Genomic DNA, 26,695 nt, shown 5'->3' on the forward strand with positions numbered 1-26,695 from the left:
CACCGGACCCAGCGGTCCGATGACCTCGTCCTTCACCACGCTCACTCCCAGCAACCAGGTCAAGGCGTATCTGACCACCACCGGCGGGCAGCCGCTGGCCGACGGTGGAACCTACGGTGTGGGCACCGTGATCGTCGCCCACTTCGACGAGGCGGTCGGTGATCGCGCGGCGGCCGAGAAGCGTCTTTCGGTGACGACGGAACCGCAGGTCCAGGGTTCGTGGTACTGGCTCGACGACAAGAACGCGCACTGGCGGCCGCAGCAGTACTGGCAGCCCGGCACCAAGGTCACCGTCGCGGCGAACATCTTCGGCGCGCAGTTGGGCCCCGGTCTGTTCGGCCAGGAGGATTCCAAGACCAGCTTCACCATCGGCGACTCGCACGTCTCCATCGCCGACGACAACACCCACGAAGTGCAGGTGTTCGAGAACGGCAAACTGATCCGCACCATGCCCACCTCGATGGGCCGCGGCGGCAGCGAGCAGGTCGGCGGTAAGACGATCTACTTCAACACCCCCGCGGGCATCTACACCGTGATGGGCAAGGGCAATCCGGTGATCATGGATTCCTCGAGTTACGGCCTGCCGGTGAACTCGCGCCTGGGTTACAAGGAGGCGATCGGATGGGCCACCCAGATCAGTGGCGACGGGATCTACCTGCACCAGCTCGACTCCACGGTGTGGGCGCAGGGTAATACCGACACCTCGCACGGCTGTCTGAACCTCAATCTCGAGAACGCGCGCTGGTTCTACAACTTCGCCGTCCCGGGCGATGTGGTCGAAGTCCGTAACACCAGCGGTCCGCCGCTGCCCTCGTGGAACAACGGCGACTGGATCGTGCCGTGGGATCAGTGGGTGGCCGGCAGCGCGCTGCACTCCTGATCGCCACCGCACCGCTCAATCACGGCACGTCGTCTCGGCCGGGCGCCGAGATTCAGCGCCGAGTCGGGTAGCGCTGATCCAGCTCGAGATTCACACCGAGGACGTCGACCCGGGGTTCCCCCAGGAAACCCAGGTCGCGACCGTCGGTATGCGCCGCGACCACGGCGGCGACCTGCTCGGCCGTGATGCCCCGCGCGGCCGCCACTCGCGCGCTCTGGATCTGCGCGTAGCGCGGTGAGATGTGCGGATCCAGTCCGGACCCGGATGCGGTGACCGCGTCGGAGGGCACCGGGGTGTCGGCCGGTGCGTCACCGCGAACCGGAACGATCAGGCCGGCCGAATAGTCCGTCCCGGGCTGGGCGCAGTCCACCCGGACGCCGCGGTAGGCGTCCTGGAACGGCACCGCCGGGCACGCCTCGTTCACGCTGACGACCTTCGTGGGCGCGGTGACCTGCCCCTGGCCGTCGCGGGGGCCGAAGACCGCCAGCACCGCACCGACTCCGCCGGGCGTGCAGAACGGTCGCGCCCCCGAGACGCCCTCGCGCTCGCCGATCTGTTTGCTGCGCGTGCACACCGTGGTCAGCAAACCGGTCGTCGACTGAGACGGGTCGGCCGCCAGGGAGTCGAGCACATCCTCGGGGCCCTTGTTGCCGAAGGCGGTGTTGGTCGGGTCGTAGCCGTCGGGGCGGCTGCCGTCGGCGGGCACGGAAGTCGACGGCCGGGTCTGGAAGTACTGCGGCAGCGCCGCGCCCTTGCCGTCGGTGAAGGCCTGACCGATCAGGCTGCTGCCCACCAGCTTTCCGTCCCGGTGGACCAGCGAGCCCTCGGCCCGGTCGTGCAGGCCCGGCAGCTGGGCGAGCGCGAAAACCGCCAGCGGATAGACGATTCCGGTGATCGCCGTCAGCACGAGCAGCGCCCGCACCGCGGCCAGATGCTGGCGGAACCAGGTGGTGTATCGCATGGAGAACGAAGGCATATCAGGACATCCCAGGAAGGAATCGGACGACAAGGTCGATGAGTTTGATGCCGATGAACGGGGCGACGATGCCGCCCGCGCCGTACACGGCGAGGTTGCGGCTCAACAGTGTCGAGGCACTCGACGGGCGATAGCCGACACCGCGCAGCGCCAGCGGGATCAGCGCCACGATGACGATCGCGTTGAAGATCACCGCGGACAGGATCGCCGACTGCGGACTGTGCAGCCGCATCACGTTGAGCACATCCAGGCCCGGGAACAACGCCACGAACAGCGCCGGAATGATCGCGAAGTACTTGGCGATGTCGTTGGCGATCGAGAAGGTCGTCAGCGCGCCCCGGGTGATCAGCAACTGTTTGCCGATCTCGACGATCTCGATCAACTTGGTCGGATCCGAATCCAGATCCACCATATTGCCGGCCTCCTTGGCCGCCGATGTCCCGGTGTTCATCGCGACGCCGACGTCGGCCTGCGCCAGTGCCGGCGCGTCGTTGGTGCCGTCGCCGGTCATGGCGACCAGGCGTCCGCCGGCCTGTTCGCTCTTGATCAGCGCCAGCTTGTCCTCGGGGGTCGCCTCGGCCAGGAAGTCGTCGACCCCGGCCTCGTCCGCGATCGCCGCGGCGGTCAGCGGATTGTCACCGGTGATCATGACCGTGCGAATTCCCATGCGGCGCATCTCGTCGAAGCGTTCCCGCATACCCTGCTTCACCACATCCTTCAGATGGACCACACCCAGCAGCCGGGCCCGCCCGTCGAGCAGTTCGGCGACCACCAGCGGTGTGCCACCGGAGGCCGAGATACCGTCCACGGTCCGCCCGACCTCCTCCGGCACCGAACCACCGTGGGCCCGTACCCATTCGGTGACCGCGCTCGCCGCGCCCTTGCGCAACCGATGCCCGTCGCGCAGGTCCACGCCCGACATCCGGGTCTGGGCGCTGAACTCCACCCAGGTCGCGCCCGCGAGCTCGCCCGGAGTGCGCTCGCGTTTGCCGTACGCGGTTTTCGCGAACACCACGATCGAACGGCCCTCGGGCGTCTCGTCGGCGAGGCTGGACAGCTGTGCGGCGTCGGCCATCTCGTCCTCGGTGACACCCGGCATGGCGACGAAGCCGGCGGCCTGCCGGTTGCCGAGGGTGATGGTGCCGGTCTTGTCGAGCAGCAGCGTGTTCACATCGCCGGCGGCCTCGACCGCACGACCCGACATCGCCAGCACGTTGCGTTGGACGAGCCGGTCCATCCCCGCGATGCCGATCGCCGACAACAGGGCGCCGATCGTGGTCGGGATGAGACAGACCAGCAGCGACACCAGGACGATGCCGGTGACACCGTGCGCAGTCAGCGCCGCGCTGTCACCGACTCCCGGATTGTTCGCCTTGGCGAAGATCGCGGGCGGCTGCAACGTGACGACCGCGAACACGAAGATGATCGTCAACGCGGCCAGCAGGATGTTCAGCGCGATCTCGTTGGGTGTCTTCTGCCGGCTGGCGCCCTCGACCAGGGCGATCATCTTGTCGATGAAGCTGCCGCCCGGCTCCTGGGTGATCTCGACGACGATGCGGTCCGAGAGGACGGTCGTGCCGCCGGTCACCGCGGACCGGTCGCCGCCCGATTCGCGGATCACCGGCGCCGATTCACCGGTGATCGCCGATTCGTCGACCGAGGCGATGCCCTCCACGACGTCACCGTCGCCCGGAACCACCTGCCCGGCCTCGACCACCACGTAGTCGCCGCGCCGCAGTTCGGGTGCGGGCACCGTTTCCTCCAGCGCCGCTTCGGCGCCCAAATGCCAGTCGACCAGTCGCCGGGCGACGGTGTCGGTCTTGGCTTTTCGCAATGTATCGGCCTGCGCCTTGCCGCGGCCCTCGGCGACGGCCTCGGCCAGGTTGGCGAAGATCACCGTCAGCCAGAGCCAGATCACGATCGCCCAGGCGAAGACCGTGGGATGGGCGACGGCGAGGATCGTGGACCAGAGTGCGCCGAGTTCCACGATCAGCATCACCGGATTGCGCCACAGTGTGCGCGGATCCAGTTTGCGCAGCGCCTCGGGCAGCGACCGGGCCAGCATCGCCGGATCGAATATGCCATGGCCGCCTCGGCGCGAGGACGGTTCGACAGCACGCGGTGTTGTCACGGAATCGGTTGTCGGAGCAGTCATTTCAGTGAATTCCTTCGGCGAGCGGCCCGAGCGCCAGCATGGGCAGGAAGGTGAGGGCGACCAGGATCAGCGTCACGCCGGCGACCATGCCGACGAACTGCGGCCGGTGCGTCGGCAATGTGCCGATCGATTCCGGCGTATGCCCCTGGCGCGCGAGCGATCCGGCCAGCGCGAGCACGAGCACGATCGGAACGAACCGGCCGAACACCATCGCCAGACCGAGGGCGGTGTTCCACCACACGGTGTTTCCGCTGAGCCCGGCGAAGGCCGAGCCGTTGTTGTTGGCGGCCGAGGTGAAGGCGTACAGCACCTCCGACAGTCCGTGCGGCCCCGCATTCGCCATGGCCGCGCGCTCACCCGGCAACGCCATCGCGAGCGCGGTACCCACCAGCACGATCAGCGGGCTGACCAGGAAATACGTTGCGGCGAACTTGATTTCGCGCGGGGTGATCTTCTTGCCGAGATATTCGGGGGTGCGCCCGACCATCAGTCCGGCGACGAAGACGGTGATCACGGCCAGGATCAGCATGCCGTACAGACCCGATCCGACACCGCCGGGCGCGACCTCGCCCAGCTGCATGTTCACCATCGTCATCATGCCGCCGAGGCTGGTGTAGGAATCGTGGGCGGAGTCGACGGCGCCGGTGGATGTCAGCGTGCTCGACGCCGCGAATGTCGCGGAATCCGCGACGCCGAACCGTGTTTCCACACCCTCGAGCGCGGCCCCGGCCGCGGTCGGTACGGTGCCGTGGTGGCGCAGCTGCAGGAAGTTGGTCAGCGTCACGCTGATCAGCGCGAGCACGGCCATCACCGACGCGATCGCATACCCCTGCTTCGTGCTGCCCACCATGCGGCCGAAGGTTCGCGGCAGCGAGAAGGCGATCAGCAGGATCAGGAAGATCTCGACCCAGTTGGTCCAGGCCGTCGGATTCTCGAACGGGTGCGCGGAGTTCACGTTGAAGAAGCCGCCGCCGTTGGTGCCCAGCAGTTTGATGCTCTCCTGCGAGGCGACCGGCCCGCCCGGAATCGTCTGTGTCGCACCGGTGATCGTCCGGGCGACCTGATCGTGCAGGTGGAAGTTCTGGATCGCGCCGCCGGCGATCAGCACGATCGCGAACACGAACGCGATCGGCAGCAGGATCCGGAGAGTGCCGCGCACCAGGTCGACCCAGAAGTTGCCGAGGTCACCGGTGTGGCGGCGGGCGAATCCGCGCACCAGCGCGACCGCGACCGCCATCCCGACCGCGGCCGAGACGAAGTTCTGCACGGCCAGCCCCGCCATCTGGACCAGATGCCCTTGAGTCGACTCACCGGCGTAGTTCTGCCAGTTGGTGTTGGTGACGAAGCTGATCGCGGTATTCCACGCCAGCGCCGCGGTCATCTCGGTTCCGGGCTCGTGCAGACGCAGCGGCAGGTGGGCCTGGATCAGCTGCAGGAAGAACAGCGCCAGCACGCTCATCGCGGAGAAGGCCAGCACGCTGCGGGCGTAGACGCCCCAGGTCTGCTCCACCCCGGGCTGGACCCCGATGGCGCGATAGACGATGCGTTCGGCCCGTGAGTGTTTCGTGCCCGAATACACCCGGTACATATAGTCGCCGAGGGGGATGTGGACCGCCGCGAGCGCGATGATCAGGGTCGCCACGAAGACGACCCCGGCAGTGGTTGTGCTCACCTAGAACCTTTCCGGGAACAGCAGCGCCGCGACCATGTAGACGGCGACGCCGAGCGCCAGGATCAGACCGACGATGTTCGCGATCACAGCCGTTCCACCCCCCGTTGGAGCAGGCCGAGCAGGGCGAAGATCGCCACGGTCACGACGGTGAACACCGCGACAGACATAGTGCAAACCTCTCTGTTGACGGCATCCGGAAGCGAATGCGCCGCAGTGAGTCAAGCTCGCGAGACGACCGATTTCGACGGCGTTGACGGCTTCTTAGCGGTCGCGGCGACGGCATTGACGGGGTGCTTACAGGCCGCCGCGGCCCCGCTGCCGCGCCGTCAAGGTCGGTGGCGACCCCGTCAAGGAGTCGTAAAGATCGGCGATCGAGCCCGCGCGGCGGTGCACAGTGTGGTGTCCGGTCCTCCCCCGACCGGCACAACGGCAATCACCGGGTCGTGAGGAGAAGACAGTGCCGGATTTCGCGGTCGCGGCGATGGTGATCATCGCTTTCGTCAGCTGCGCGCTGGGTCTGCGCGTGTCCGGCGGGCGCAGCCCTCGGCTCGTCCGAGTTTCGCGCCGTCCACGTCGTCCGAATCGCGCGATGATGGACCTGTGAAGCGCGGACAACTACGCATCTATCTCGGGGCCGCGCCCGGCGTGGGTAAGACCTACGCGATGCTCGGCGAGGCACACCGGCGAATAGGCCGTGACCGCGACGTGGTCGCCGCGGTGGTGGAGACCCACGGGCGTAGCAAGACCGCGGAACTGCTCGCGGGCATCGAGCGCATCCCGCCGGCCATGCGTACCTACCGCGGCACGACCATGCCCGAACTGGATGTCGACGCGGTCCTGCGGCGGGCGCCGGCGGTGGCCCTGGTGGACGAACTCGCGCATACGAACGTGCCGGGATCGAAGAACGAGAAGCGCTGGCAGGACGTCCACGAACTGCTCGACGCCGGTATCGACGTCATCTCCACGGTCAACGTTCAGCACCTCGACAGCCTCAACGACGTCGTCGAGCAGATCACCGGCGTGGTGCAGCGCGAAACCGTGCCGGATTGGGTGGTGCGCGGCGCCGATCAGGTCGAACTGGTCGACATCACGCCGGAGGCGTTGCGGCGCAGGCTTTCTCACGGCAACGTCTACACCGCCGACAAGGTCGACGCGGCGCTGCGCAACTACTTCCGGCCCGGCAATCTCACCGCGTTGCGCGAACTGGCCCTGTTGTGGCTGGCCGATCAGGTCGACGCCGCGCTGGCCAAATACCGAGCCGACCACAAGATCACCGCGACCTGGGAGGCGCGCGAACGCGTGGTCGTGGCGGTGACCGGCGGCCCGGAATCGGAGACGATCGTGCGGCGCGCGAGCCGCATCGCCACCAAATCGAGTGCCGAGCTGGTCGTCGTCCACGTCGTGCGCGGGGACGGATTGGCCGGAGTGTCGGCGCAACGGCTGCATCGGCTGCGCGAGCTGGCCGCCGGGCTCGGTTCGAGCCTGCATACGGTGACCGGCGAGAACGTCCCCAACGCCCTGCTGGATTTCGCCCGCCAGGTCAACGCCACTCAGCTGGTGGTGGGCACCTCCCGGCGCTCACGCTGGGCACGCATTCTCGACCAGGGCATCGGCGCGACCGTGGTGCAGCGCTCGGGCAGTATCGACGTCCACATGGTCACCCACGAGGAGGCGCAACGGGGGCTGCGCTGGTCGGCCCTGCTGCGGCGGCAGCGGCCGACGGTGTCGTGGCTGGCGGCGCTGATAGTGCCCACCCTGATCACCCTGGTCTGCTATCTGTGGCTGGATTCGCGCCTGGATCTGGCCGGTGAGAGCGCGATGTACTTCATCGGCGTGATCGCGGTCGCGCTGCTCGGCGGTGTCGCACCGGCCGCGTTGTCGGCGGTACTGGGCGGGCTGCTGCTGAACTGGTTCTTCACCACCCCGCGGCACAGTCTCACCATCGCCGAACCCAACAATTTCCTCACCATCGTCGTGATGGCGGGGGTCGCGGTCGCGGTGGCGGCGCTGGTCGACATCTCCGCCAATCGCACTCGCGAGGCACGCACCGCCTCCCGCGAGGCCGAGTTGCTGACCCTGTTCGCCGGGGCGATTCTGCACGGCGCCGACCTGCCCGATCTGCTCGAGCGGGCCCGCGAGATCTACCGGCAGCGGGCGGTGAGTTTCGTCGGCGACGCGGAGGTGATCGCCTGCGTCGGTCACGATCCGGCACGCACACCCGCCGCCGCCGATACCGCGATCGGCGCCGGCGACGAGGAACATTGGCTGCTGCTCAGCGGGCGCGCGCTGACACCCGGCGACCGCCGGGTGCTCGCGGCGGTGGCCGGGCAGGCGGCCGCGCTGGTGCGCCAGCGTGAACTCGCCGACCAGGCCCAGGCCGCCGCGGGTGTGATGGCGACCGATCGGCTGCGCCGCGCGCTGCTGTCGGCGGTCAGCCACGACCTGCGCACGCCGCTGGCCGCGGCGAAGGCGGCGGTGTCGAGTCTGCGCAGTGAGGACGTGCAGTTCTCCCCCGCCGATACCGCCGAATTGCTGGAAACCATCGAGGAATCCACCGATCAGCTCACCGCGCTGGTGGGTAATCTGCTCGACTCCTCGCGGCTCGCGGCCGGAGCCGTGGAGCCCAACCTCAAACAGGTGTACCTGGAAGAGGTGGTCAACCGCGCGGTCGTGGGGGTCGGGATGGGGACCCGAGGTGTCCGCCAGGCGGCGATGGACCGGGTCAAGGTCGAGGTCGGCGACGTCTCGGTCTACGCCGACAGCGGCCTGCTGGAACGGGTGCTGGCCAATCTGATCGACAACGCGCTGCGCTACTCGGCGCCGGCCGCGACGACGGTCCCCGACACACCGGTGCGGGTTGGCGCCGAACGCGACGGCGACCGGGTATCCATCACAGTGGTCGACTACGGTCCGGGTGTTCCGACCGGACTCGAGGACCAGATGTTCGAACCGTTCCAACGATTGGGCGACCGCGACAATTCGACCGGCGTGGGCCTGGGGCTGTCGGTGGTCCGCGGATTCGTCGAGGCGATGGGCGGCACCGTCCACGCCGAGCCTACGCCGGGAGGTGGTCTGACCATGGTGATCGAGCTGCCGGCCCGCGAGACACAGGAGGCGTCGTGAGCGACACTGCGCAGCCCGCTCGCGACGCCGACCGGGTGCGGGTGTCCCGCAAGACACAGGAGGCGTCGTGACATCGGCCGAACGACCGCCGGCCGCCGTGCGGGTGCTGGTCGTCGACGACGAACCGCAGATCCTGCGCGCGCTGCGGATCAATCTGTCGGTCCGGGGCTACGAGGTGATCACCGCGGCCACGGGCGCGGCGGCCCTGCGAGCGGCGGCGGAGAAGCATCCCGACGTGGTCGTGCTGGATCTGGGCCTGCCCGATATCGACGGTGTCGAGGTGCTGGCCGGCATTCGCGGCTGGAGTTCGATGCCGGTCATCGTGCTCTCGGCCCGCACCGATTCCTCGGACAAGGTGCAGGCCCTCGACACCGGAGCCGACGACTACGTCACCAAGCCGTTCGGCATGGACGAGTTGCTGGCTCGCCTGCGGGCGGCGGTGCGGCGGTCCGCCTCGGCGGCCGAGGAGTCTGCGCCGATTGTCGAAACCTCCTCGTTCACCGTCGATCTCGCGGCGAAGAAGGTCGTCCGCGGCGGCCGCGACGTGCACCTCACCCCGACCGAATGGGGCGTGCTGGAGATGCTGGTGCGCAATCAGGGCAAGCTGGTGGGGCGTCGCGAACTGCTGCGCGAGGTGTGGGGGCCGACGTACGCGACCGAAACCCACTATCTGCGTGTCTACCTGGCGCAGTTGCGGCGCAAGCTCGAAGACGATCCGTCGCAGCCGAAACATCTGCTGACCGAGGCCGGCATGGGGTACCGCTTCCAGGCCTGACCCGACCGCACCCGAGCTGGACAAAACCGGTGATATCGGACACAACCACCCATTCACGCCGTGGTGAAAGCCGGTGTGCGATGCGGCTGCGCCGGGCCCGATGGCAGGATCGACGGTATGTCCGAACAGACCGCCAACTCCGCCGCACCCACCGCCGCCGCCTCGGCGCAGCCCGCGACCGTCGCGGCCGCACCGCAGACCAAGGCACCGAAGCCGGTGACCGAATTGTGGGTGGAGCGGACCGGCACCCGCCGCTACACCGGGCGCAGTTCGCGCGGGGCCGAGGTGCTCATCGGCTCCGACGGCGTCGAGGGCGTCTTCACCCCCGGTGAGCTGCTGAAGATCGCGCTGGCCGCCTGCACCGGGATGAGTTCGGACTTCCCGCTGTCCAACCGGCTCGGCGAGAACTACGACACCACCATCCGCGTCTCCGGCGACGCCGACCGCGAGAACGAGGTGTATCCGGAGCTGAAGGAGGTCGTCGAGCTGGACCTGTCCGAACTCGACGAGGCCGGACGCCAGCGATTGCTGGTCACCGTGCAGCGCGCCATCGACAAGGTGTGCACCGTGGGACGGACGCTGAAAGCGGGCACCACGGTGAACCTCACGTTCCAGATCGACAAGATCGACTCGTGAACCCCGACCCCGTCCGGCTCAGCGCCTGGGTGCACGGCTACGTGCAGGGCGTCGGGTTCCGCTGGTGGACGCGCGCGCGGGCGCTGGAGCTCGGTGTGGTGGGCCACGCCCGCAACACCCGGGACGGGCGCGTGCATGTGGTGGCCGAGGGCCCCCGGCCGGCGTGCGAGCGTTTGCTGGCATTGTTGCGGTCGGGTGACACTCCTGGTCGAGTCGATCTGGTTGTGGAAAACTGGGGCGCCGCCCTCGGCGGAATGACCGGGTTCGAGGAACGGTAGCGGCGGGGATACAGGAGTCGATCGTTGGCAACACATGAGCCGGGCGGGCCCGGCGATCGGGATTCGCACGACCCTCGCGACACCCCGCCCGCGGGGGACGACAGCACCGGCGGCGGCCCGGAGTCCGGAAAGCCGAAGGGAATCGGCGCCTCGGATCCGACGGTGCGTTTCGGCGCACAGCCCGGCGGCGAGGACGGCGCCTCCGAGGGGGAGCCGACGCGACGGCTGGGCGAACCGGACCCCACACTCCCGAATCCGCAGACCGCGCCGACTCTTCCGGGCACACCCATCCTGCCCGGCTTCCCGGACCCCACCGCGCCGATTCCCGGTCTCGCCACCCCCGGCATGCCGAACCCGCTGTCGGACAACGCTTTCGGCGCCGACGCCGGGGGTTCGACCGGTTCCGAAGGTGAGAATCCCGGTGGCGCAGGCGAATCCGGCAAGCCCCGGCGCATGCGCGGCAGCATGCAGCGGCAGGAGGCCGGCGTCACCCAGCCCCGGCCGCCGACGGTGGCCGAGGCGCGAGCGCGCGACAAGGCCCGCAAACGCGCCGAAGAGGCCGAACGGGCGGCGGCCGAGGCCGCGGAAACCAAGCGGCGCAACCGCAAACGACTGCTCATCGGCGGCGTGGCGGTCGCCGGCATCGCCGCGGTGGTCGGCACCGGCTATCTCGCCTACCAGGCCGCGCACCGCCCGGCGAACGTGACGGCCTACTGCATCACCGACGACAACGGGCAGCAGCAGGTCGTTCCCGACGACGATTGTGTGCGCGCCCAGTCCTACGCCAGTAGCGGCGGCTATTACGGCGGTGGCGGGCTCGGGCCCGGCATCTTCCTCTACAACGGCCACCAGTACCGCTACTACTACGGCGGCAACAACACCGTCGGGCGCGCGCCCGTCGGCGGCAGCACGGTCGCGCCGAAGAAGGCCACCGTCAGCACCAAGAGCGGGACCGTCGTACGTGGCGGTCTCGGCAGTAAATCCGGTTCCACCAGTGGAGGCTCCTAGATGCGTCGGATGCGCAACCGGCAACGTACCGGCTGGCAGAAGATCATCGCCGATCAAGGGCTGGTATTCGGCTCACCCGGCCGCGACGCGAACGGACAGTCGCGCCCGTACTGGGACGAGTCGGTGCACTACGAATTCGATCTCGACGAAATCCTCGCCCTCGAGGCGCAGGTCGAGGTCCTGCATTCGATGTGCCTGCACGCGGTCGAGCAGATCGTGCTCACCGAGCGCTTCGCCGATTTCGGCCTGCCCGAATGGAGTTGGGAACCGATCAAGAAGTCGTGGCAGCGCAGCGACCCGTACGTCTACGGACGTTTCGATCTGCGCTACGACGGCCGCGGACCGGCGAAACTGCTGGAGTACAACGCCGATACGCCGACCTCGCTGCTGGAAGCGGCCATCGTGCAGTGGCATTGGCTCACCGACGTCTACCCCGACGACGACCAGTGGAATTCACTGCACGAACGCCTCGTCGAGCGCTGGGGCGAGCTGCTCGACCAGCTGCCCACCAACCAGCTGCACTTCACCTGGTCCTCGGCCGACGCGTCCGGCGAGGACAACGTGACCACCGCGTATATGCAGGAGACCGCCGCCGAGGCCGGATTCGACACCATCGCGCTGCCCATCGAGGAGATCGGCTTCGACACCGAGCTGGAGCGTTTCGTCGATCTGGCCGAGGCGCCGATCGGCTCGATCTTCAAGCTGTACCCGTGGGAGTGGGCCCTCGACGACGATTTCGGCAAGCGGGTGGTGAACTCGGTCCCCGAGACCGCCTGGGTCGAACCCCTGTGGAAGACACTGCTTTCCAACAAGGCGCTGCTGGCGGTGCTGTGGGAGATGTATCCCGGGCATCCGAATCTGCTGCCGGCCTACCTCGACGATCCGCACGAACTCACCGAGTACATCCGCAAACCGAAGCTGGGTCGTGAGGGCGCCAATATGACCATCGTCGGCGCCGGGATGGAGACCTCGACCGGCGGCGTGTACGGCGAGGAGGGGTTCGTCTACCAACTCCTCGATCCGCTACCGGATTTCGACGGCCTGCGCCCGGTGCTCGGCGCCTGGATCGTCGGCGACACCTCGGCCGGTCTCGGCATCCGCGAATCCCCCGGCCTGATCACCGACGACGGCGCCACCTTCGTTCCGCATCGCATTCCGACCAAGTAGCATTCAGCGACTCGATCAACATCACCGGAGGAACCTGTGTCGTCCACCCTCGCGCTCGAATCAGGGTATTGGAGCTCCGTCGGCCACGGTGTCGGCGCGATCGCGCTGTACGCGGTGCTGGGCCTGGCTCTGATGCTGATCGGCTTCCAGGCCATCGACAGCTCCACGCCCGGACCGCTGCGCAAGATGGTCGCCGCCGGTAACCCGAACGCGGTCGTCATCGCCTCCGCGGGCATGGTGAGTATGGCGTTGATCGTGGTGCTGGCGATCTACTCCTCCGGCGGCCGGCTCGTCGAGGGCCTCATCGCCACCGGGATCTACGGGCTGGTGGGCATCATCGCGCAGGTGGTCTCCATCCGGCTGCTGGAATGGCTGGTCGGCCTGCACATCGGCGATCTGCTGAAATCGGCCACGTACCAGATTCAGTCGCTGCTGGTGGCCGCCGCACATCTGGCGATCGGCATGGTCGTCGCGTTCGCGATCCTCTGAGCGGGCCCGGCCGGCGCGCGGTGTCACCGCGCGGTGAAGGCCAGGATTTCGCTCAGCGAAAAGCTGTTGATGATGCGATCGGCCGGGACCCCGTTCGCCGCGGCACGTTCGCAGCCGTAGCCCTGCCAATCCAGCTGGCCCGGTGCGTGCGCGTCGGTATCGATGCTGAAATGGCAACCCATCTCCACGGCCAGGCGCAGCAACCGGCTCGGCGGATCGAGACGTTCGGGACGACTGTTGATTTCCACGGCCGTCCCGTAACGGCGGCAGGCCTCGAAGACGAGTTCGGCGTCGAACGACGATTCCGGCCGGATGCCACGGTTACCGGCGACCAATCGTCCCGTGCAGTGGCCGAGCACGTCGACGTTCGGATTCGCCACCGCGTACACCATGCGTTTCGTCATCGTCGCCGAGTCGGCCCGCAGGTTCGAATGCACGCTGGCCACAACGACATCCAGGCGAGCAAGCAGATCGGCCTCCTGGTCGAGGGTGCCGTCGTCGAGGATGTCGACCTCGATACCGGTGAGGATCCGAAACGGCGCCAGCCGCTCATTGAGTTCGGCGACCACGTCCAACTGGCGGCGCAGCCGCTCCGCGGACAGGCCGTTGGCGACCTTCAAGCGCGGCGAATGATCGGTCAGCGCACAGTATTCGTGGCCCAGCGCCTGCGCGGTGCGCATCATCTCCTCGATCGAGCTGCCGCCGTCGGACCAGTCGGAGTGGGTGTGCAGATCGCCCCGCAACAGCGCGCGGACCTCGGCGCCCGCGGGTGCGATCGGCTGTGCGGCGGAACGCATGTCGGCCAGCCGCTGCGGCACCGCACCGGCCACAGCCTGCTCGATCACCGCGGCGGTCTTGGGGCCGATACCCGAAAGCTCCTGCCAGGCACCGGATTCGCGGTATCGATCGAAATCGGCGTCCGACAGCTCGGCCACGACATCGGCCGCGCGGCGGTAGGCCTTGACTCGATGAGTCTGGGCGCGATCGCGTTCCATCCAGAACGCGATCTCGCGCAGCGCCGCCACCGGATCCGGAACGTGACCGGCCACTAGCGGATCCGGCTGTACTTGACGAACGCCACCCCGTCCTCGAACACGCGGCCCGTGAGGACCCGGAACAGCGCCGGCTCCGGCAGCCGCGGTCCCGCGCCGAACAGCGGGCGGCCGTGCCCCAGCACGATCGGATACAACTTCAGGAAGATCTGGTCGATCTCCGGCAGCAGCGCCTGGGCCAGTTCGCCGCCGCCGCACAACCAGATACCCGACCCCTGCTCCTGTTTGAGTCCGCGCACACGTCCCAGCGGGTCGGAGGCGATGAGCTCGACGTCCCGGTCCGGATCGCCGGGCAGGGTGGTCGACACGACGAACTGCCGCAGATGTGAATACGGGCTCGACGTGCCGGTCCGCACGCCGAAATCATGGGTTTTGCGCCCCATCAGCACGGTGTCGAAGCTCTCCCCCGGACTGTCGATCCCGAGTGATTCCCGGATCTTTGTCGGCAGCGTCTCCGGATACTGCGCCGTGATGGCCGGGCCGTGGTCACCGCCGACCGGGAAGAAATCGACCGATCCGTCCGGGGTGGCGATATACCCGTCGATGGTCGAGGCCACGAAGTAGGTGAGCTTGCGCATCCGTTCTCCCTTCATGCGAAGTGGCGTCATCGGACACACCGCAAATTTAGCGCGTGCTCGCCACTATCGCCGGGGCTTCGGCTGGCATCTCGGGCAGGAGTACGAGGAGCGGTTCATGAACTTCTCGCGGCGGATCGGGGCGCCGCAGCGACGGCACGGCTCGTCCTCGCGACCGTAGGCGGCCAGCGACCGCTCGAAGTATCCGGAATTGCCGTTGACGTTGACATACAGCGCGTCGAAGGAGGTGCCGCCCGCGTCGAGAGCCGCGCTCATCACCGCCTGCACCTCGCTCAGCAGCCGCCGCAGAGCGGGCCGGGTGAGTGCTGCGGCGGGGCGTTCGCCGTGGATGCGGGCTCGCCACAACGCCTCGTCGGCGTAGATGTTGCCGATGCCGGAAACCACCGTCTGATCCAGCAGCACGCGCTTGATCTCGGAGGATTTGGTCCGCATGCGCGCGACGACGGCCTCGGTATCGAAACGGGAATCGAGCGGATCGCGCGCGATGTGGGCGACCGATTCCGGCAGCTCCTCACCGTCGAGCGTCACGAGCCGGTTCAGTGCCCAGCCACCGAAGGTGCGCTGATCGATGAAGCGCAGCTGCGTGCCGTTGTCGAGTCCGGCGACGATATGCGCATGCTTCTCCAGCGGCGCCTGCGCGGACTGCACCAGCATCTGCCCGCTCATACCGAGGTGGACGACGAGTGCGGCATCGGGATCGTCGAAGGTCAGCCAGAGGAATTTGCCGCGGCGGCGGGCCGATTCGATCCGCAGACACGCCATCCGCGCGGCGAGATCATCGCCGCCCAGTTCGTGGCGGCGCACCGAGCGCGGATGTTTGACCAAGACGGATTCCACGACGTGGCCGACGACGTGTTCCTCGAGTCCACGCCGCACCACCTCGACCTCGGGCAGTTCGGGCATCAGTCCCCGGCTTCGGTGGAACCGTCCGCGGTGAGCGCCTGCCAGGCGGCGCCGGCGGCCTTCTGCTCGGCTTCCTTCTTCGACCGGCCGACGCCCTGCCCGTAGGCCGTGCCGCCGATCACCGCGGTGGCGGTGAATTCCTTGTCGTGGTCGGGACCGGTCGAGGTGATCTCGTAGCTGGGCACGCCGATACCGCGTTCCGCGGTGAGCTCCTGCAGACTGGTCTTCCAGTCCAGGCCGGCACCCATCCGGGGACCGCGCTCGAGCAGTTCGGCGAACAGCCGCAGCACGACTCCGCGCGCGACCTCGATGCCGTGTTGCAGATGGACCGCGCCCAGCAGCGATTCCATCCCGTCGGCGAGGATGCTCGCCTTGTCCCGACCGCCGGTGAGTTCTTCGCCCTTGCCGAGCAGCAGGTGACGGCCGAGGCCGCCCTCACCCAGGCCGCGCGCGACCTCGGCCAGGGCGTGCATATTCACCACACTGGCACGCAGCTTGGCGAGCTCACCCTCGGATTTCTCCGGATGCTCGAGGTACAGGCGCTCGGTGATGCTCAGACCGAGAACCGAATCGCCCAGGAATTCCAGGCGTTCGTTGGTCGGCAGACCACCGTTCTCGTAGGCGTACGAACGGTGGGTGAGCGCCAGCCGGAGCAGATCCGGACGCACCTCCACGCCGAGCGCTTCCAGAAGGCTGGCGTGGTCAGCGGCATCGCCCGCTGCGGGTGCGGCCGCTTCGTCCTTACCGGCGGTCACTTCGCGGCTACCCGATCGGCAGATCAGATGGCCGAGGTGACCTGGCGGCCCTTGTAGGTGCCGCAGTTGGGGCACGCGATGTGCGGGAGGGTCTTCTGACCGCACGCCCGGTTCGGGCAGGTGATCAGGGTCGGCGCGGTGGCCTTCCACTGGCTGCGCCGCGAGTGGGTGTTGGCACGAGACATCCGGCGCTTCGGAACGGCCACGACTACTTCTCCTCTGTCGTCGAACTTGCCGAACCATGGCGGTCGGCAAGAGATCGGTCTACGTCTGATGGGGCGTCGGAGACGCCGGTGCCGGGGGTTTCGCTCGCGAATTTCGCAAGCCCCGCCCAGCGAGGGTCCAGTATCTCATGCGTGTGATCCGGACCCGCAATCGCCATCCGGACACCGCATTCCGGGCACAGCCCGGCGCAATCGGGTTCGCACAGCGGTTGCAGCGGCAATTCCAGGCCGACGGCGTCGGTGATCACCGGCTCGATATCGATCATGTCGTCGACGAGCCGGTAGATCTCGTCTTCCTCGGTGGTCTGCTCGGTCGCGCTGTCCGGATAGGCGAACAGTTCGGTGATCTCGAGTTCCAGATCGTCGGTGAACGACTCCAGGCAGCGCGAGCACTCCCCCTCGATCGGCGCCGACACCGAACCGGTGACCAGCACACCCTCCGAGACCGCCTGCAGGGTCAGATCGAGATCGATCTCGGCACCGGCCGGGATCGCGATCAGGTCCAAGCCGATCTTCCCGGAAGCGGTGACGACCCGATGCACCTGCCGGATCGAGCCCGGGGCGCGCCCCAGACTGCGGGTGTCCAGCACGAAATCCGCGTCGGTCTGACGACGACGCGAACCGGAACCGGACTGGGCGGACATCGGGCACTCACTCACGTTTCGAGGGGGTTTGGGCAACCACTCCACAGTACGCGAACTGCGCCGATCCCCCCAAATCCCGGAACGAGCGCGACCGGATCAGCGCCGGAAATCGGCGGCGTAGTCCGGAATACCGGTCCCCGAACGCAATTGCTGACGACCGCGGCCGACCGTCCGCAGCGTCGAGTGCAGAGTCTCCTCGAAATCGGCGAGCTGGGAATCGACGTACTGGTCGCATTCCTCGCGCAACCGGTCCGCCTCGGTCTGCGCGGCGTCGATCAACCGCGCGGATTCGCCGTGCGCGGCCCGTACCACCTCGGTCTGGGACACCAGACGTTCCTGTTCGGCCTGCCCCTCGGCCACCGATCGGTCGTAGGAGGCCTGACCCGCCGCGATCATCCGCTCCGATTCGGTGCGGGCGCGGCCGGTGAGCGCCTCGTATTCGGCCTTGCCGTCGGTCACGATGCGGTCGGCCTCGGCCTGCGCGGTCGCGACCAGGTGATCGGCGTGCGCGCGCGCCTCGGCGACCATCCGGTCGGCATGCGCCTTGGCGTCGGCCAGCAGCCGGTCGGCCTCCTCGCGAGCGCCGGCGACGGTCTGTTCGGCCTGGTCGTTGGCGCCGGTCACCGTGGCCTCGGCGGAATTGCGGGCGTCGGAGACGATCTTGTCGCGGTGGTCGAGCACGTCCTGGGCGTCGTCGAGTTCGCCGGGCAGCGCCTCACGCACATCGTCGAGCAGTTCCAGCACCTCACCGCGGGGCACGATGCAATTGCGGGTCGGCGGGATACCCCGCGCCTCCTCGACGATCGCAACCAGTTCGTCGAGTGCCTCGAATACGCGATACATCCTGCTGACCCCACTCTCGTGCCGAACTACTGCTCTCGGCCCAGTGTGCCTGCCTCCCGCGTGTCTGCCCAGATCACCATCGGTGTGTCGGACGGTGTTTCCTATCCCACACAAATCAAGTGGAGGAAATCTCTCCGCTTGGTGCTATCTTTTCTACCGAGCGGTAGACCAGCCGGAACCCGTCGCCAACGGCGTCCGGCACTGTGCGATCGGAACGACGATGGTTGTCCTTTATCCGGCACCTCCGGGTATGTGGGTGAACCCACAGCCCGATCCGGGTGTATCCATCGTGCACAGCGAACTGCTGGCCGAGACGCCCGAGCCGCAGCAGTCCCCGCCCCGCATCCGCCGCCTCGGCTCCCGCTTCGCCACCTATCTCCGCGGCGACCACTGGCTGCCACAACTCGTCCGATTCGCGCTGGTCGGCGGTTTCAGCAATATCGGCTACTTCCTGCTGTTCCTGGCCTGCTACGGCGGCGGGCCCCAGCTCGCCAACCTGACCGGATCCATCGTCAGCACGGCACTGGCCAACGAACTACACCGCCGCCTCACCTTCCACGCCGCCGACCGGGTCGGCTGGCTCGCCGCCCAGCTCGAGGGCGGTGGGCTGGCGCTGGCCGGACTCGCCATCACCTCGGGGGCGCTGGCGGTCCTCGATATCGCGGCGCCCGGACTCGACGACGTCACCGAGGCGATCGCCGTCATCGGTATCACCGCCGGAGTCGGCGCCCTGCGCTTCCTCACACTGCGGCTGTGGGTGTTCTGATCGCCTGGCGGCTGTGGGTGTTCTGATCGCCTCGCGGCTCGGGGTGTGGTGATCGCCCGTCGTGCTCATGCACGGGGTGCGGCTGCAACCTGGTCATTTGAGCAAGGAACCGAGCCTCTGTACCCCACGTCCTAACTCAGCAAACGTCGTTGCGAGTTCTCATCGTGGGAGGTTCGGCAATGCATCACCGTTCGGGGAATCACTGCCCGGGAAGACCCACCCTCTGGCGCGCAGGTCTGCGCTCGGCCGCGTCCCCGCGCCCTCGGGTACCGATCCCCTGTCCGCTCCTGCCCCGCCCGCGCCGGACCCGCCCGCACCAGGACCCGCAGTGATCCACGACAGCGGATGTGCCGAAATCCGGTGCGGCGCAGCGCGCCACACCGGTGCCGGTGGGCTGCATCGGCGTCGTGACGTGGTGTCGGTCGGGGTCAGCGACGACGAGATCCGGCGGCGGTGTGCGATCGGAAGCTGGCGGCGGGTGCGGCGCGGGGCGTACGCGGAGGCCTCGGCACTCGCCGAACTGGACGGCGTGGCGCGGCACCGGCTGGCGGTGGCGGCGCTGCTGCCGGAGATGGCGGCCGACGCCGTGGTGAGCCATCAATCGGCGGCGGTACTGCTGGGTGCGCCGATGTCCCCGGCGCTGCTGGACCGGGTGCACGTGACGCGCAATCGCCGCCACGGCGGGCGGATCAAGCCGAATCTGACGGTGCATTGCGCACCGGTACCCGTCGTCGCCGAACGGGACGGGCTGCTGGTCACCAGTCCCGCCCGCACCGTCGTCGATCTGGCGCGCACGCTTCCGTTCGAATCCGCGGTCGTCGTCGGCGACGCCCTCGCCCGCGAATTCGGCATCACCGCAGCGGCATTGGCGCGCGAACTGGCCCGCGCGCGGGGCCGTCGCGGTGTCGACGGTGCCCGGCACGTGATCGGTTTCCTCGATCCGCGCAGTGCCGGAGTCGACCACTCTCGGGTCCGGGTGCTGCTGCGGCTGCTCGGATTTCCGCCGGCGGCCGCGGGCGGTGTGATCCATGCCGACGACGGGAGGGTGCTGGGGACGGCGGATCTGTATCTGGGCCGGACCGGCGTGGTGCTCGAGATCGACGGGCACCGCACGAGAGCCGCGCGCGTACACGGCGGCCCGTCACGCCGAGCGCCGGATATGGTTCTGCGCCGCTACGGATTTCGATCGATCCGTACCACTTGGCGCGAGTTGAGCACCGGAGTCGCCGCGGAGCGCGTGCACGCCGCGCTGAGCCGGGCGCGCGAGCAGCGTCCCCGCGGTTACATCCGCCCCGCTCCCCTTCCGGCCCCGAGGCCGCTGCGGCTGCGTGCGCTGTGACGACCACGATCGGCTCGGCCCGCCCCGACCTGTTAGCGTCGCTGCATGGCTGGAGCACTGTGCCCCGGGTCCTTCGATCCGGTGACCAACGGGCATATCGACGTCATCTCGCGCGCGGCCGCGCAGTTCGATGAGGTGGTCGTGACCGTGATGATCAACAAGAGCAAACAGGGCATGTTCAGCGTCGACGAGCGGATCGAGATGTTGCGCGAGGCGACCGCCGATCTGCCGAACGTGCGGATCGAATCCTGGTACGGGCTGCTGGTCGATTTCGCTCGCGAACAGGGCATCACCGCCATGGTCAAGGGCCTGCGCGATGCCACCGATCTCGGGTACGAGATGCAGATGGCCCAGATGAACAAGCACCTCTCCGGCGTCGACACCTACTTCCTGGCCACCAACCCGGCGCTGAGCTTCCTGTCCAGTTCCCTGGTCAAGGAGGTCGCGACCTTCGGCGGCGACGTCACCGGCATGCTGCCGCCGGAGGTACACAAACGCCTGCTCGCGCGCATCGCCGAACGCCGCGGCTGAGTCGGTCGCCGCGGCGGGGAGCCACCGCCACGGCGGGACTTGCCGGCGGAACGACCGTTGACCGAGCCGAGGATTACCCGTGGTATTCCGCCAGGTCGACGCGGGTTTCGCCATATCGGCGCGACTTCAACGCCGAATAACCTGCGGGCCAGGCCGTTTCCGGTGATCGCGCCGACCGCTCGACGACGATCAGCGCGTCCCCGTACAGCCAGCCGTTGGCCGACAACGCCCGTAGGTCGGCCTCCACAGCGGCGTCGGCCACGGCATAGGGTGGGTCGGACAGCACCAGGTCGTACGGTTCGGCCGGTGCCGTCGCCAGCACGGAAGCGACTGTGCCCGGGCGCATTTCGGCGCCGGGCACAGCCAGATCCGCGATATTTCCGCGAATGACCGCAGCCGCCTTGCGATCGGATTCGACCAGCAGCGCATGGGACGCACCGCGCGACAGTGCCTCCAGACCGAGCGCCCCGGAACCGGCGTAGAGGTCGAGCACCCGGATGCCGTCGAAATCCAGGCGCGCGGCGAGCGCGTTGAACAGCGCTTCCCGCACCCGGTCCGAGGTGGGCCTGGTTCCCGCGGGCGGAACCCGCAGCCGCCGACCGCCGGCCGTGCCCGCGACGATCCGGGTCACCGCGATCCCTCCGCCACGGCACGCCGGGGACGCGGGGCCGTGCGGGCGGGTCGGCCCCGCCCGCACGGCATCGACCGGTCCACCGGCATGCGGTGTGCGCGAGCCGGTCCGTGACCGCTCACGGCCGGCCCTCGCCCCGTGCCCGAATGTGGCTGACCGGCACCGTCATTCGGCCGCGGTCTCGTTCGTGCGCAGTTCCACCAGCAGATCGCCACCTTCCACCTGCTGCACCGCGCCGATGGCCACGCGGGCGACGACACCGGCGCGGGGTGCGGTGATGGCGGCTTCCATCTTCATGGCCTCGATCGTGCCGACCGTGTCGCCGGCGGCGACCGTGTCACCTTCGCCGACGGTCAGCGTGACGACACCGGCGAAGGGGGCGGCGATGTGGCCGGCGTTGTTCTTGTCGGCCTTCTCCGCCACCGGGACCTCGCTGGCGATCGAGCGGTCGCGCACCAGCACCGGACGCAGCTGCCCGTTGAGGATGCACATGACCGTGCGCATACCCCGCTCGTCCGGCTCGGAGATCGCCTCCAGACCGATCAGCAGAGTGACGCCCTTCTCCAGTTCGACGCGGTGTTCCTCGCCGTGACGCAGACCGTAGAAGAACTGATTCGCCGACAAGCCGGTGGTGTCGCCGTACTTCTCCCGGTGCGCCAGGAATTCCGCGGTCGGAGCGGGAAACAGCAACCGGTTCAACGTCTCTCGGCGCTGCTGCGACGTTCCGTCCAGCGCCGCGGCGTCTTCCGCGGTCAACGGCACTTCCGGCTTCGCCGGGCCGCGGCCCTCGAGGGCGCGGCTGCGGAAGGGTTCGGGCCAGCCACCGGCCGGGGTGCCGAGTTCACCGCGCAGGAAACCGATCACCGAGTCCGGGATGTCGTAACGCGCCGGGTCGGTGGCGAAATCCTCCACGTCCACACCGGATCCGACCAGGGACAAGGCGAGATCACCGACGACCTTCGAGGACGGGGTGACCTTGACCAGCCGGCCCAGCAGCCGGTCGGCGGCCGCGTATTTCGCCTCGACCTCCTCGAACCGGTCACCCAGCCCGAGCGCGATCGCCTGCTGCCGCAGATTCGACAGCTGCCCGCCCGGAATCTCGTGGTGGTACACCCGGCCCGTCGGCCCCGGCAATCCGGACTCGAAGGGCGCGTACACCTTGCGCAACGCCTCCCAGTACGGCTCCAGATCGCAGACGGCGTCGAGATTCAGCCCGGTGTCGTAGGGCGAATGCGCGGCCGCGGCGACGATCGCCGAGAGCGCGGGCTGGCTCGTGGTGCCGGCCATCGGCGCGCTCGCCCCGTCCACGGCGTCGGCGCCGGCCTGCCAGGCCGCCAGATAGGTGGCGAGCTGACCGCCCGGGGTGTCGTGGGTGTGCACGTGCACCGGCAGATCGAAGTTGCTGCGCAGCGCCGTCACCAGCGTGTGCGCGGCCGGCGCCCGCAGCAGTCCGGCCATGTCCTTGATCGCCAGCACGTGCGCACCGGCCTCGACGATCTGCTCGGCGAGCTTCAGGTAGTAGTCGAGGGTGTAGAGGTTCTCGTTCGGATTCGACAGATCACCGGTGTAGCTCATCGCGACCTCGGCCAGCGCGGTCCCGGTCTCGCGCACCGCGTCGATCGCCGGCCGCATCTGATCCACATTGTTGAGCGCGTCGAAGATCCGGAAGATGTCGATCCCGGTATCGGTGGCCTCCCGTACGAACGCCCGCGTCACCTGCTCCGGATACGGCGTGTAGCCGACGGTGTTGCGCCCGCGCAGCAGCATCTGCAGGCAGATGTTCGGAATCGCCTCCCGCAGTGCGGCCAGCCGCTCCCAGGGATCCTCGTACAGGAACCGCAGCGCCACATCGTAGGTCGCGCCACCCCAGCACTCGACCGACAGCAGTTCCGGGGTCATCCGCGCGACGTGCCCGGCGACGGTCAGCAGTCCGCGCGTCCGCACCCGGGTCGCGAGCAGCGACTGATGGGCGTCGCGGAACGTGGTGTCGGTGACGCCGACCGCGTCGCGCTCGCGCAGCCACCGCGCGAACCCCTCGGGCCCCAGCTCGAGCAGTCGCTGGCGGGTGCCGTCCGGCGGCGGCGCACTCAGATCGATCGCCGGCAGCTTGTCGTGCGGATATACCGCCGTCGGCCGCTCACCGTGCGGCTTGTTCACCGTCACGTCGGCCAGATAGCGCAGGATGCGGGTGCCGCGGTCGGCCGAACCGCGCTGGGTCAGCAGTTCCGGGCGCTCGTCGATGAACGAGGTGGTGATCCGCCCGGCCCGGAAGTCCGGATCGTCGAGCACCGCCTGCAGGAACGGGATGTTCGTGGCCACGCCGCGGATGCGGAACTCCGCCACCGCGCGCCGGGCCCGCGCCACCGCCGCCGAGAAGTCGCGGCCGCGGCAGGTCAGCTTCACCAGCATGGAGTCGAAGTGCGCGCCGACCTCGGCGCCGAGGTTCGCACCGCCGTCCAGGCGGATACCACCGCCGCCGGGCGAACGGTAGGCGGTGATGCGTCCGGTGTCGGGACGGAATCCGTTGGCCGGATCCTCGGTCGTGATCCGGCACTGCAGCGCGGCACCGTGGATCGACACGCTGTCCTGGCTCAGCCCCAGATCCGCGAGCGACTCGCCGGCCGCGATGCGTAGCTGCGACTGCACGAGGTCGACGTCGGTGATCTCCTCGGTCACCGTGTGCTCGACCTGGATGCGCGGGTTCATCTCGATGAACACGTGATGGCCACGCTCATCGAGCAGGAACTCCACGGTGCCCGCGCACGAGTACCCGATCTGGCGCGCGAAGGCCACGGCATCCGCGCAAATGCGCTCGCGCAGTGCGGGATCCAGATTCGGCGCGGGCGCGAGCTCGATCACCTTCTGGTGCCGACGCTGCAGCGAACAGTCGCGCTCGAACAGATGCATGACGTTGCCGTGCTGATCGGCCAGGATCTGCACCTCGATATGACGCGGGTTGATCACCGCCTGCTCGAGGAAGACCGTCGCGTCCCCGAACGCCGACTCCGCCTCGCGCATGGCCGCCTCGATCGACTCGCGCAGCTGCACCCGGTCCGCCACCCGGCGCATACCCCGGCCACCGCCACCGGCGACCGCCTTCACGAACACCGGGAATTCCATCTGCTCCGAGGCCCGCAGCAGCTCCTCGACATCGGCCGAGGGCGGGCTGGAGTTCAGCACCGGAAGCCCGGCGGCCTTCGCCGCCGCGATGGCCCGCGCCTTGTTACCGGTCAGTTCGAGCACCTCGGCCGAGGGACCGATGAAGGTGATGTTCTCCTCCGCGCACGCCGCGGCGAGGTCCGGATTCTCCGACAGGAAGCCGTAACCGGGGTAGACCGCATCGGCGCCGGCCGACTTGGCGGCGCTGATGATCTCGGGAATCGAGAGGTAGGCGCGCACTGGGTGGCCGGGGACACCGATTTGATACGACTCGTCGGCCTTGAGGCGATGCACCGAGTTGCGATCTTCGTAGGGGAAAACCGCCACGGTGCCGATGCCGAGCTCGTAGGCGGCACGGAAGGCACGGATGGCGATTTCCCCGCGGTTGGCGACCAGCACTTTGGAGAACATTCGATAAAGGTACCTGCCCGGTGAGCGGGGCCGGACAGTGAATACGGCTTCGCAGCCATCCTCACAAACCGGATCGGCGAGTCTGCGAAGTTGTGTTCTTCCAGCGGAAACGCAGGCGGCCCGACGGGCGGTGTTTCCCCTGCCGCTCGCGGTGGATTACGCTCGGGAACGCAGCTGGTTCGCTGCCGTCGACGAGTTGGAGCCCCGAGCGTCGCGCGCAGCGTCGAAACCGGTCCTCGCGGACCGGCGAGAGGGAACCCGGTGGGAATCCGGGACTGTCCCGCAGCGGTGAACAGGAACGACCGCCGTCATGAGCACTGGATCCTTTCCGGGAAGCGACGGCCAGTAGGCGACATCCGGGGCCCCTCTCCGGACCGGTCCGTAGGACCGATGCCTGTGAGTCCGAAGACCTGCCGGTTGTGCCGGATACGCCGTATCCGGCGGCCACCGCCTCGTGGATCGGGCGGGCGGACCCGCGGCACACCGGAAAACCCCGGTGCGGCAGTGTTTTTCGGGGCTTCGTCCGTCGTGCGGCGGTGACCTGTGGCTTCCACTCCTGGAGAACACCGTGACTGTCACAACGCATAATCGTTTCACCGCAACGGTTCTGGGCCTGCCGCGCATCGGGCCGCGGCGCGAACTCAAACGTGCCGTCGAAGGGTACTGGGCCGGCCGGATCGACGCCGCCGAACTCGAGCGCGTCGCCCGGCAGCTGCGCGCACAGAGCTGGTCGGCCGCGCAGGACTCCGGCCTCGACGCGGTACCGGTGGGCACCTTCTCGTTCTACGACCAGATGCTCGATACCGCGGTCATGCTGGGCGCACTGCCGCCGCGAGTCGCCGGCATCGGCGATCCGCTGGAGCGCTATTTCGCCGCCGCCCGCGGCGCCGAGGGCGTCGAACCGCTGGAGATGACCAAATGGTTCGACACCAACTACCACTATCTGGTGCCGGAAATCGGCCCGGACACCCGGTTCGCCCTCGATCCGTCGGCCCTGCTCGCCGAGCTGCGCGAGGCGCGTGAGCTGGGCATCGCCGCCCGGCCGGTGGTGATCGGCCCGCTGACCTTCCTGGCTCTGTCCAAGGGTGTCGACGGCGTCGCGCCGATGGACCGGCTGGCCGAGCTGATCCCGCTGTACCGGGACCTGCTGGCCCGACTGTCCGACGCGGGCGCCGCCTGGGTTCAGATCGACGAACCCGTACTGGTGCGCGACCTCTCCGAGGCGGAACTCGGCGCCGTCCGCACCACCTACGCCGCGTTGAGCGACGGGGACCGGCGGCCGAACATCCTGGTGGCCACCTACTTCGGTTCCCCGGGACCGGCGCTGGGCGTCCTGGCCTCCACGCCGATCGAGGGTGTGGCACTCGACTTCCGTTCCGGCACAACCGTTTCCGAGGTCGCCGCAGTGCCCGCCCTGGCGGGCAAACTGGTGGTGGCCGGCGTGGTGGACGGACGCAACATCTGGCGCACGGATCTGGGAGCGGCGCTGAGCGAGCTGGCGACCCTGCTGGGTTCGGTCGGCGCGCTGGCGGTGTCGACCTCGAGTTCACTGCTGCATGTGCCGTATTCGCTGGACACGGAGACCGGTCTGGATCCGGTGCTGCGATCGTGGCTGGCTTTCGGCGCCGAGAAGATCGACGAGGTCCGCGTCCTAGCGCATGCGGTCGGTGCGGGCACCGACG

General features: G+C 68.5%; 25 protein-coding genes, 1 pseudogene and 1 riboswitch. Of the genes and pseudogenes, 13 read left to right on the plus strand and 13 right to left on the minus strand.

Features of this window, described 5'->3' with window-relative positions:
• The coding region (locus tag ON23_RS19130) for a L,D-transpeptidase (RefSeq protein WP_039779850.1) at positions 1-880 on the plus strand (880 nt) is incomplete at its 5' end.
• Between the two features lie 52 nt (positions 881-932).
• On the opposite strand, the gene ON23_RS19135 is transcribed toward ON23_RS19130, so the two are convergent.
• The 4 genes from ON23_RS19135 to kdpF are packed head-to-tail and all read right to left on the minus strand — an operon-like array spanning position 933 to position 5,770.
• Positions 933-1,841 carry a potassium-transporting ATPase subunit C gene (locus tag ON23_RS19135; RefSeq protein ID WP_039779864.1) on the minus strand — a complete coding sequence of 303 codons (909 nt, stop codon included), beginning with the start codon at positions 1,839-1,841 and terminating at the stop codon, positions 933-935.
• 16 nt (positions 1,842-1,857) lie between these two features.
• Positions 1,858-4,011, minus strand: coding sequence for a potassium-transporting ATPase subunit KdpB (kdpB, locus tag ON23_RS19140; protein WP_051042876.1), 2,154 nt, complete (start codon positions 4,009-4,011; stop codon positions 1,858-1,860).
• Position 4,012: 1 nt separating this feature from the next.
• A complete protein-coding gene (kdpA, locus tag ON23_RS19145) occupies positions 4,013-5,683 on the minus strand; it encodes a potassium-transporting ATPase subunit KdpA (RefSeq protein WP_039779851.1) in 1,671 nt (556 codons plus the stop codon).
• Positions 5,684-5,770, minus strand: coding sequence for a K(+)-transporting ATPase subunit F (gene kdpF, locus ON23_RS39345; RefSeq protein WP_223273250.1), 87 nt, complete (start codon positions 5,768-5,770; stop codon positions 5,684-5,686).
• Positions 5,771-6,140: 370 nt separating this feature from the next.
• Between kdpF and ON23_RS38005 the strand changes: the two genes are divergently transcribed.
• The 8 genes from ON23_RS38005 (at position 6,141) to ON23_RS19185 (ending at position 13,159) form a co-directional block, all read left to right on the plus strand.
• Positions 6,141-6,287: a hypothetical protein gene (locus ON23_RS38005; RefSeq protein WP_157170245.1), complete on the plus strand. Its 147-nt coding sequence runs from the start codon at positions 6,141-6,143 to the stop codon at positions 6,285-6,287.
• Complete coding sequence (locus tag ON23_RS19155) at positions 6,284-8,806, plus strand: DUF4118 domain-containing protein (RefSeq protein WP_039779853.1); 2,523 nt, start codon at positions 6,284-6,286, stop codon at positions 8,804-8,806. Before ON23_RS38005 ends, ON23_RS19155 begins: the two co-directional genes overlap by 4 nt.
• 67 nt (positions 8,807-8,873) lie before the next feature.
• Positions 8,874-9,581, plus strand: a complete 708-nt coding sequence (locus tag ON23_RS19160) for a response regulator (RefSeq protein WP_036503736.1) — start codon at positions 8,874-8,876, stop codon at positions 9,579-9,581.
• Positions 9,582-9,698: 117 nt separating this feature from the next.
• Positions 9,699-10,217 carry an OsmC family protein gene (locus ON23_RS19165; RefSeq protein ID WP_083904080.1) on the plus strand — a complete coding sequence of 173 codons (519 nt, stop codon included), beginning with the start codon at positions 9,699-9,701 and terminating at the stop codon, positions 10,215-10,217.
• Complete coding sequence (locus tag ON23_RS19170) at positions 10,214-10,495, plus strand: acylphosphatase (RefSeq protein ID WP_039779854.1); 282 nt, start codon at positions 10,214-10,216, stop codon at positions 10,493-10,495. Before ON23_RS19165 ends, ON23_RS19170 begins: the two co-directional genes overlap by 4 nt.
• 24 nt (positions 10,496-10,519) lie before the next feature.
• The gene (locus tag ON23_RS19175; protein ID WP_244969913.1) at positions 10,520-11,503 is read left to right on the plus strand and encodes a hypothetical protein; all 984 of its coding nucleotides are present in this window, start codon (positions 10,520-10,522) and stop codon (positions 11,501-11,503) included.
• On the plus strand, positions 11,504-12,670 hold the full coding sequence (locus tag ON23_RS19180) for a glutathionylspermidine synthase family protein (protein ID WP_039779855.1): 1,167 nt from the start codon (positions 11,504-11,506) through the stop codon (positions 12,668-12,670).
• A 36-nt stretch (positions 12,671-12,706) separates the two neighbouring features.
• Entirely contained in the window at positions 12,707-13,159 is a 453-nt protein-coding gene (locus tag ON23_RS19185; protein ID WP_039779856.1) for a DUF350 domain-containing protein, read from the plus strand.
• A 23-nt stretch (positions 13,160-13,182) separates the two neighbouring features.
• Here ON23_RS19185 and ON23_RS19190 read toward each other — a convergent pair whose 3' ends face one another.
• The 7 genes from ON23_RS19190 to ON23_RS19220 all read right to left on the minus strand — a co-directional run bounded on the left by ON23_RS19190 (position 13,183) and on the right by ON23_RS19220 (position 18,176).
• Positions 13,183-14,208: a PHP domain-containing protein gene (locus ON23_RS19190; protein WP_039779857.1), complete on the minus strand. Its 1,026-nt coding sequence runs from the start codon at positions 14,206-14,208 to the stop codon at positions 13,183-13,185.
• Positions 14,208-14,789 carry a dihydrofolate reductase family protein gene (locus ON23_RS19195; RefSeq protein ID WP_039779870.1) on the minus strand — a complete coding sequence of 194 codons (582 nt, stop codon included), beginning with the start codon at positions 14,787-14,789 and terminating at the stop codon, positions 14,208-14,210. The genes ON23_RS19190 and ON23_RS19195 overlap by 1 nt, the downstream gene beginning before the upstream one ends.
• A gap of 63 nt (positions 14,790-14,852) precedes the next feature.
• Positions 14,853-15,710, minus strand: coding sequence for a bifunctional DNA-formamidopyrimidine glycosylase/DNA-(apurinic or apyrimidinic site) lyase (gene mutM, locus ON23_RS19200; RefSeq protein WP_039779859.1), 858 nt, complete (start codon positions 15,708-15,710; stop codon positions 14,853-14,855).
• Positions 15,710-16,465, minus strand: coding sequence for a ribonuclease III (rnc, locus tag ON23_RS19205; RefSeq protein WP_039779861.1), 756 nt, complete (start codon positions 16,463-16,465; stop codon positions 15,710-15,712). The genes mutM and rnc overlap by 1 nt, the downstream gene beginning before the upstream one ends.
• A gap of 23 nt (positions 16,466-16,488) precedes the next feature.
• The gene (gene rpmF / locus ON23_RS19210; protein WP_030513024.1) at positions 16,489-16,671 is read right to left on the minus strand and encodes a 50S ribosomal protein L32; all 183 of its coding nucleotides are present in this window, start codon (positions 16,669-16,671) and stop codon (positions 16,489-16,491) included.
• A gap of 2 nt (positions 16,672-16,673) precedes the next feature.
• On the minus strand, positions 16,674-17,333 hold the full coding sequence (locus ON23_RS19215) for a YceD family protein (RefSeq protein WP_051042877.1): 660 nt from the start codon (positions 17,331-17,333) through the stop codon (positions 16,674-16,676).
• A gap of 96 nt (positions 17,334-17,429) precedes the next feature.
• The gene (locus ON23_RS19220) at positions 17,430-18,176 is read right to left on the minus strand and encodes a DivIVA domain-containing protein (RefSeq protein ID WP_036503753.1); all 747 of its coding nucleotides are present in this window, start codon (positions 18,174-18,176) and stop codon (positions 17,430-17,432) included.
• A 256-nt stretch (positions 18,177-18,432) separates the two neighbouring features.
• On the opposite strand from ON23_RS19220, the gene ON23_RS19225 reads away from it, so the two are divergent.
• The 3 genes from ON23_RS19225 to coaD all read left to right on the plus strand — a co-directional run bounded on the left by ON23_RS19225 (position 18,433) and on the right by coaD (position 20,812).
• On the plus strand, positions 18,433-18,942 hold the full coding sequence (locus ON23_RS19225) for a GtrA family protein (RefSeq protein WP_373282205.1): 510 nt from the start codon (positions 18,433-18,435) through the stop codon (positions 18,940-18,942).
• Positions 18,943-19,270: 328 nt separating this feature from the next.
• A complete protein-coding gene (locus tag ON23_RS19230) occupies positions 19,271-20,281 on the plus strand; it encodes a hypothetical protein (protein WP_223273200.1) in 1,011 nt (336 codons plus the stop codon).
• 45 nt (positions 20,282-20,326) lie between these two features.
• Positions 20,327-20,812, plus strand: coding sequence for a pantetheine-phosphate adenylyltransferase (coaD, locus tag ON23_RS19235; RefSeq protein WP_036503754.1), 486 nt, complete (start codon positions 20,327-20,329; stop codon positions 20,810-20,812).
• Positions 20,813-20,885: 73 nt separating this feature from the next.
• On the opposite strand, the gene rsmD is transcribed toward coaD, so the two are convergent.
• A complete protein-coding gene (gene rsmD, locus ON23_RS19240; RefSeq protein ID WP_039779862.1) occupies positions 20,886-21,443 on the minus strand; it encodes a 16S rRNA (guanine(966)-N(2))-methyltransferase RsmD in 558 nt (185 codons plus the stop codon).
• A gap of 165 nt (positions 21,444-21,608) precedes the next feature.
• Complete coding sequence (locus ON23_RS19245; RefSeq protein WP_039779863.1) at positions 21,609-25,013, minus strand: pyruvate carboxylase; 3,405 nt, start codon at positions 25,011-25,013, stop codon at positions 21,609-21,611.
• Between the two features lie 213 nt (positions 25,014-25,226).
• Positions 25,227-25,445: riboswitch (cobalamin riboswitch) on the plus strand.
• Positions 25,446-25,581: 136 nt separating this feature from the next.
• Between ON23_RS19245 and ON23_RS36955 the strand changes: the two are divergent.
• Positions 25,582-26,695 (plus strand): annotated as a pseudogene (locus ON23_RS36955) (5-methyltetrahydropteroyltriglutamate--homocysteine S-methyltransferase); the annotation flags it as partial.

The organism is Nocardia cerradoensis NBRC 101014, assembly GCF_000308535.1.
GTDB lineage: Bacteria > Actinomycetota > Actinomycetes > Mycobacteriales > Mycobacteriaceae > Nocardia > Nocardia cerradoensis.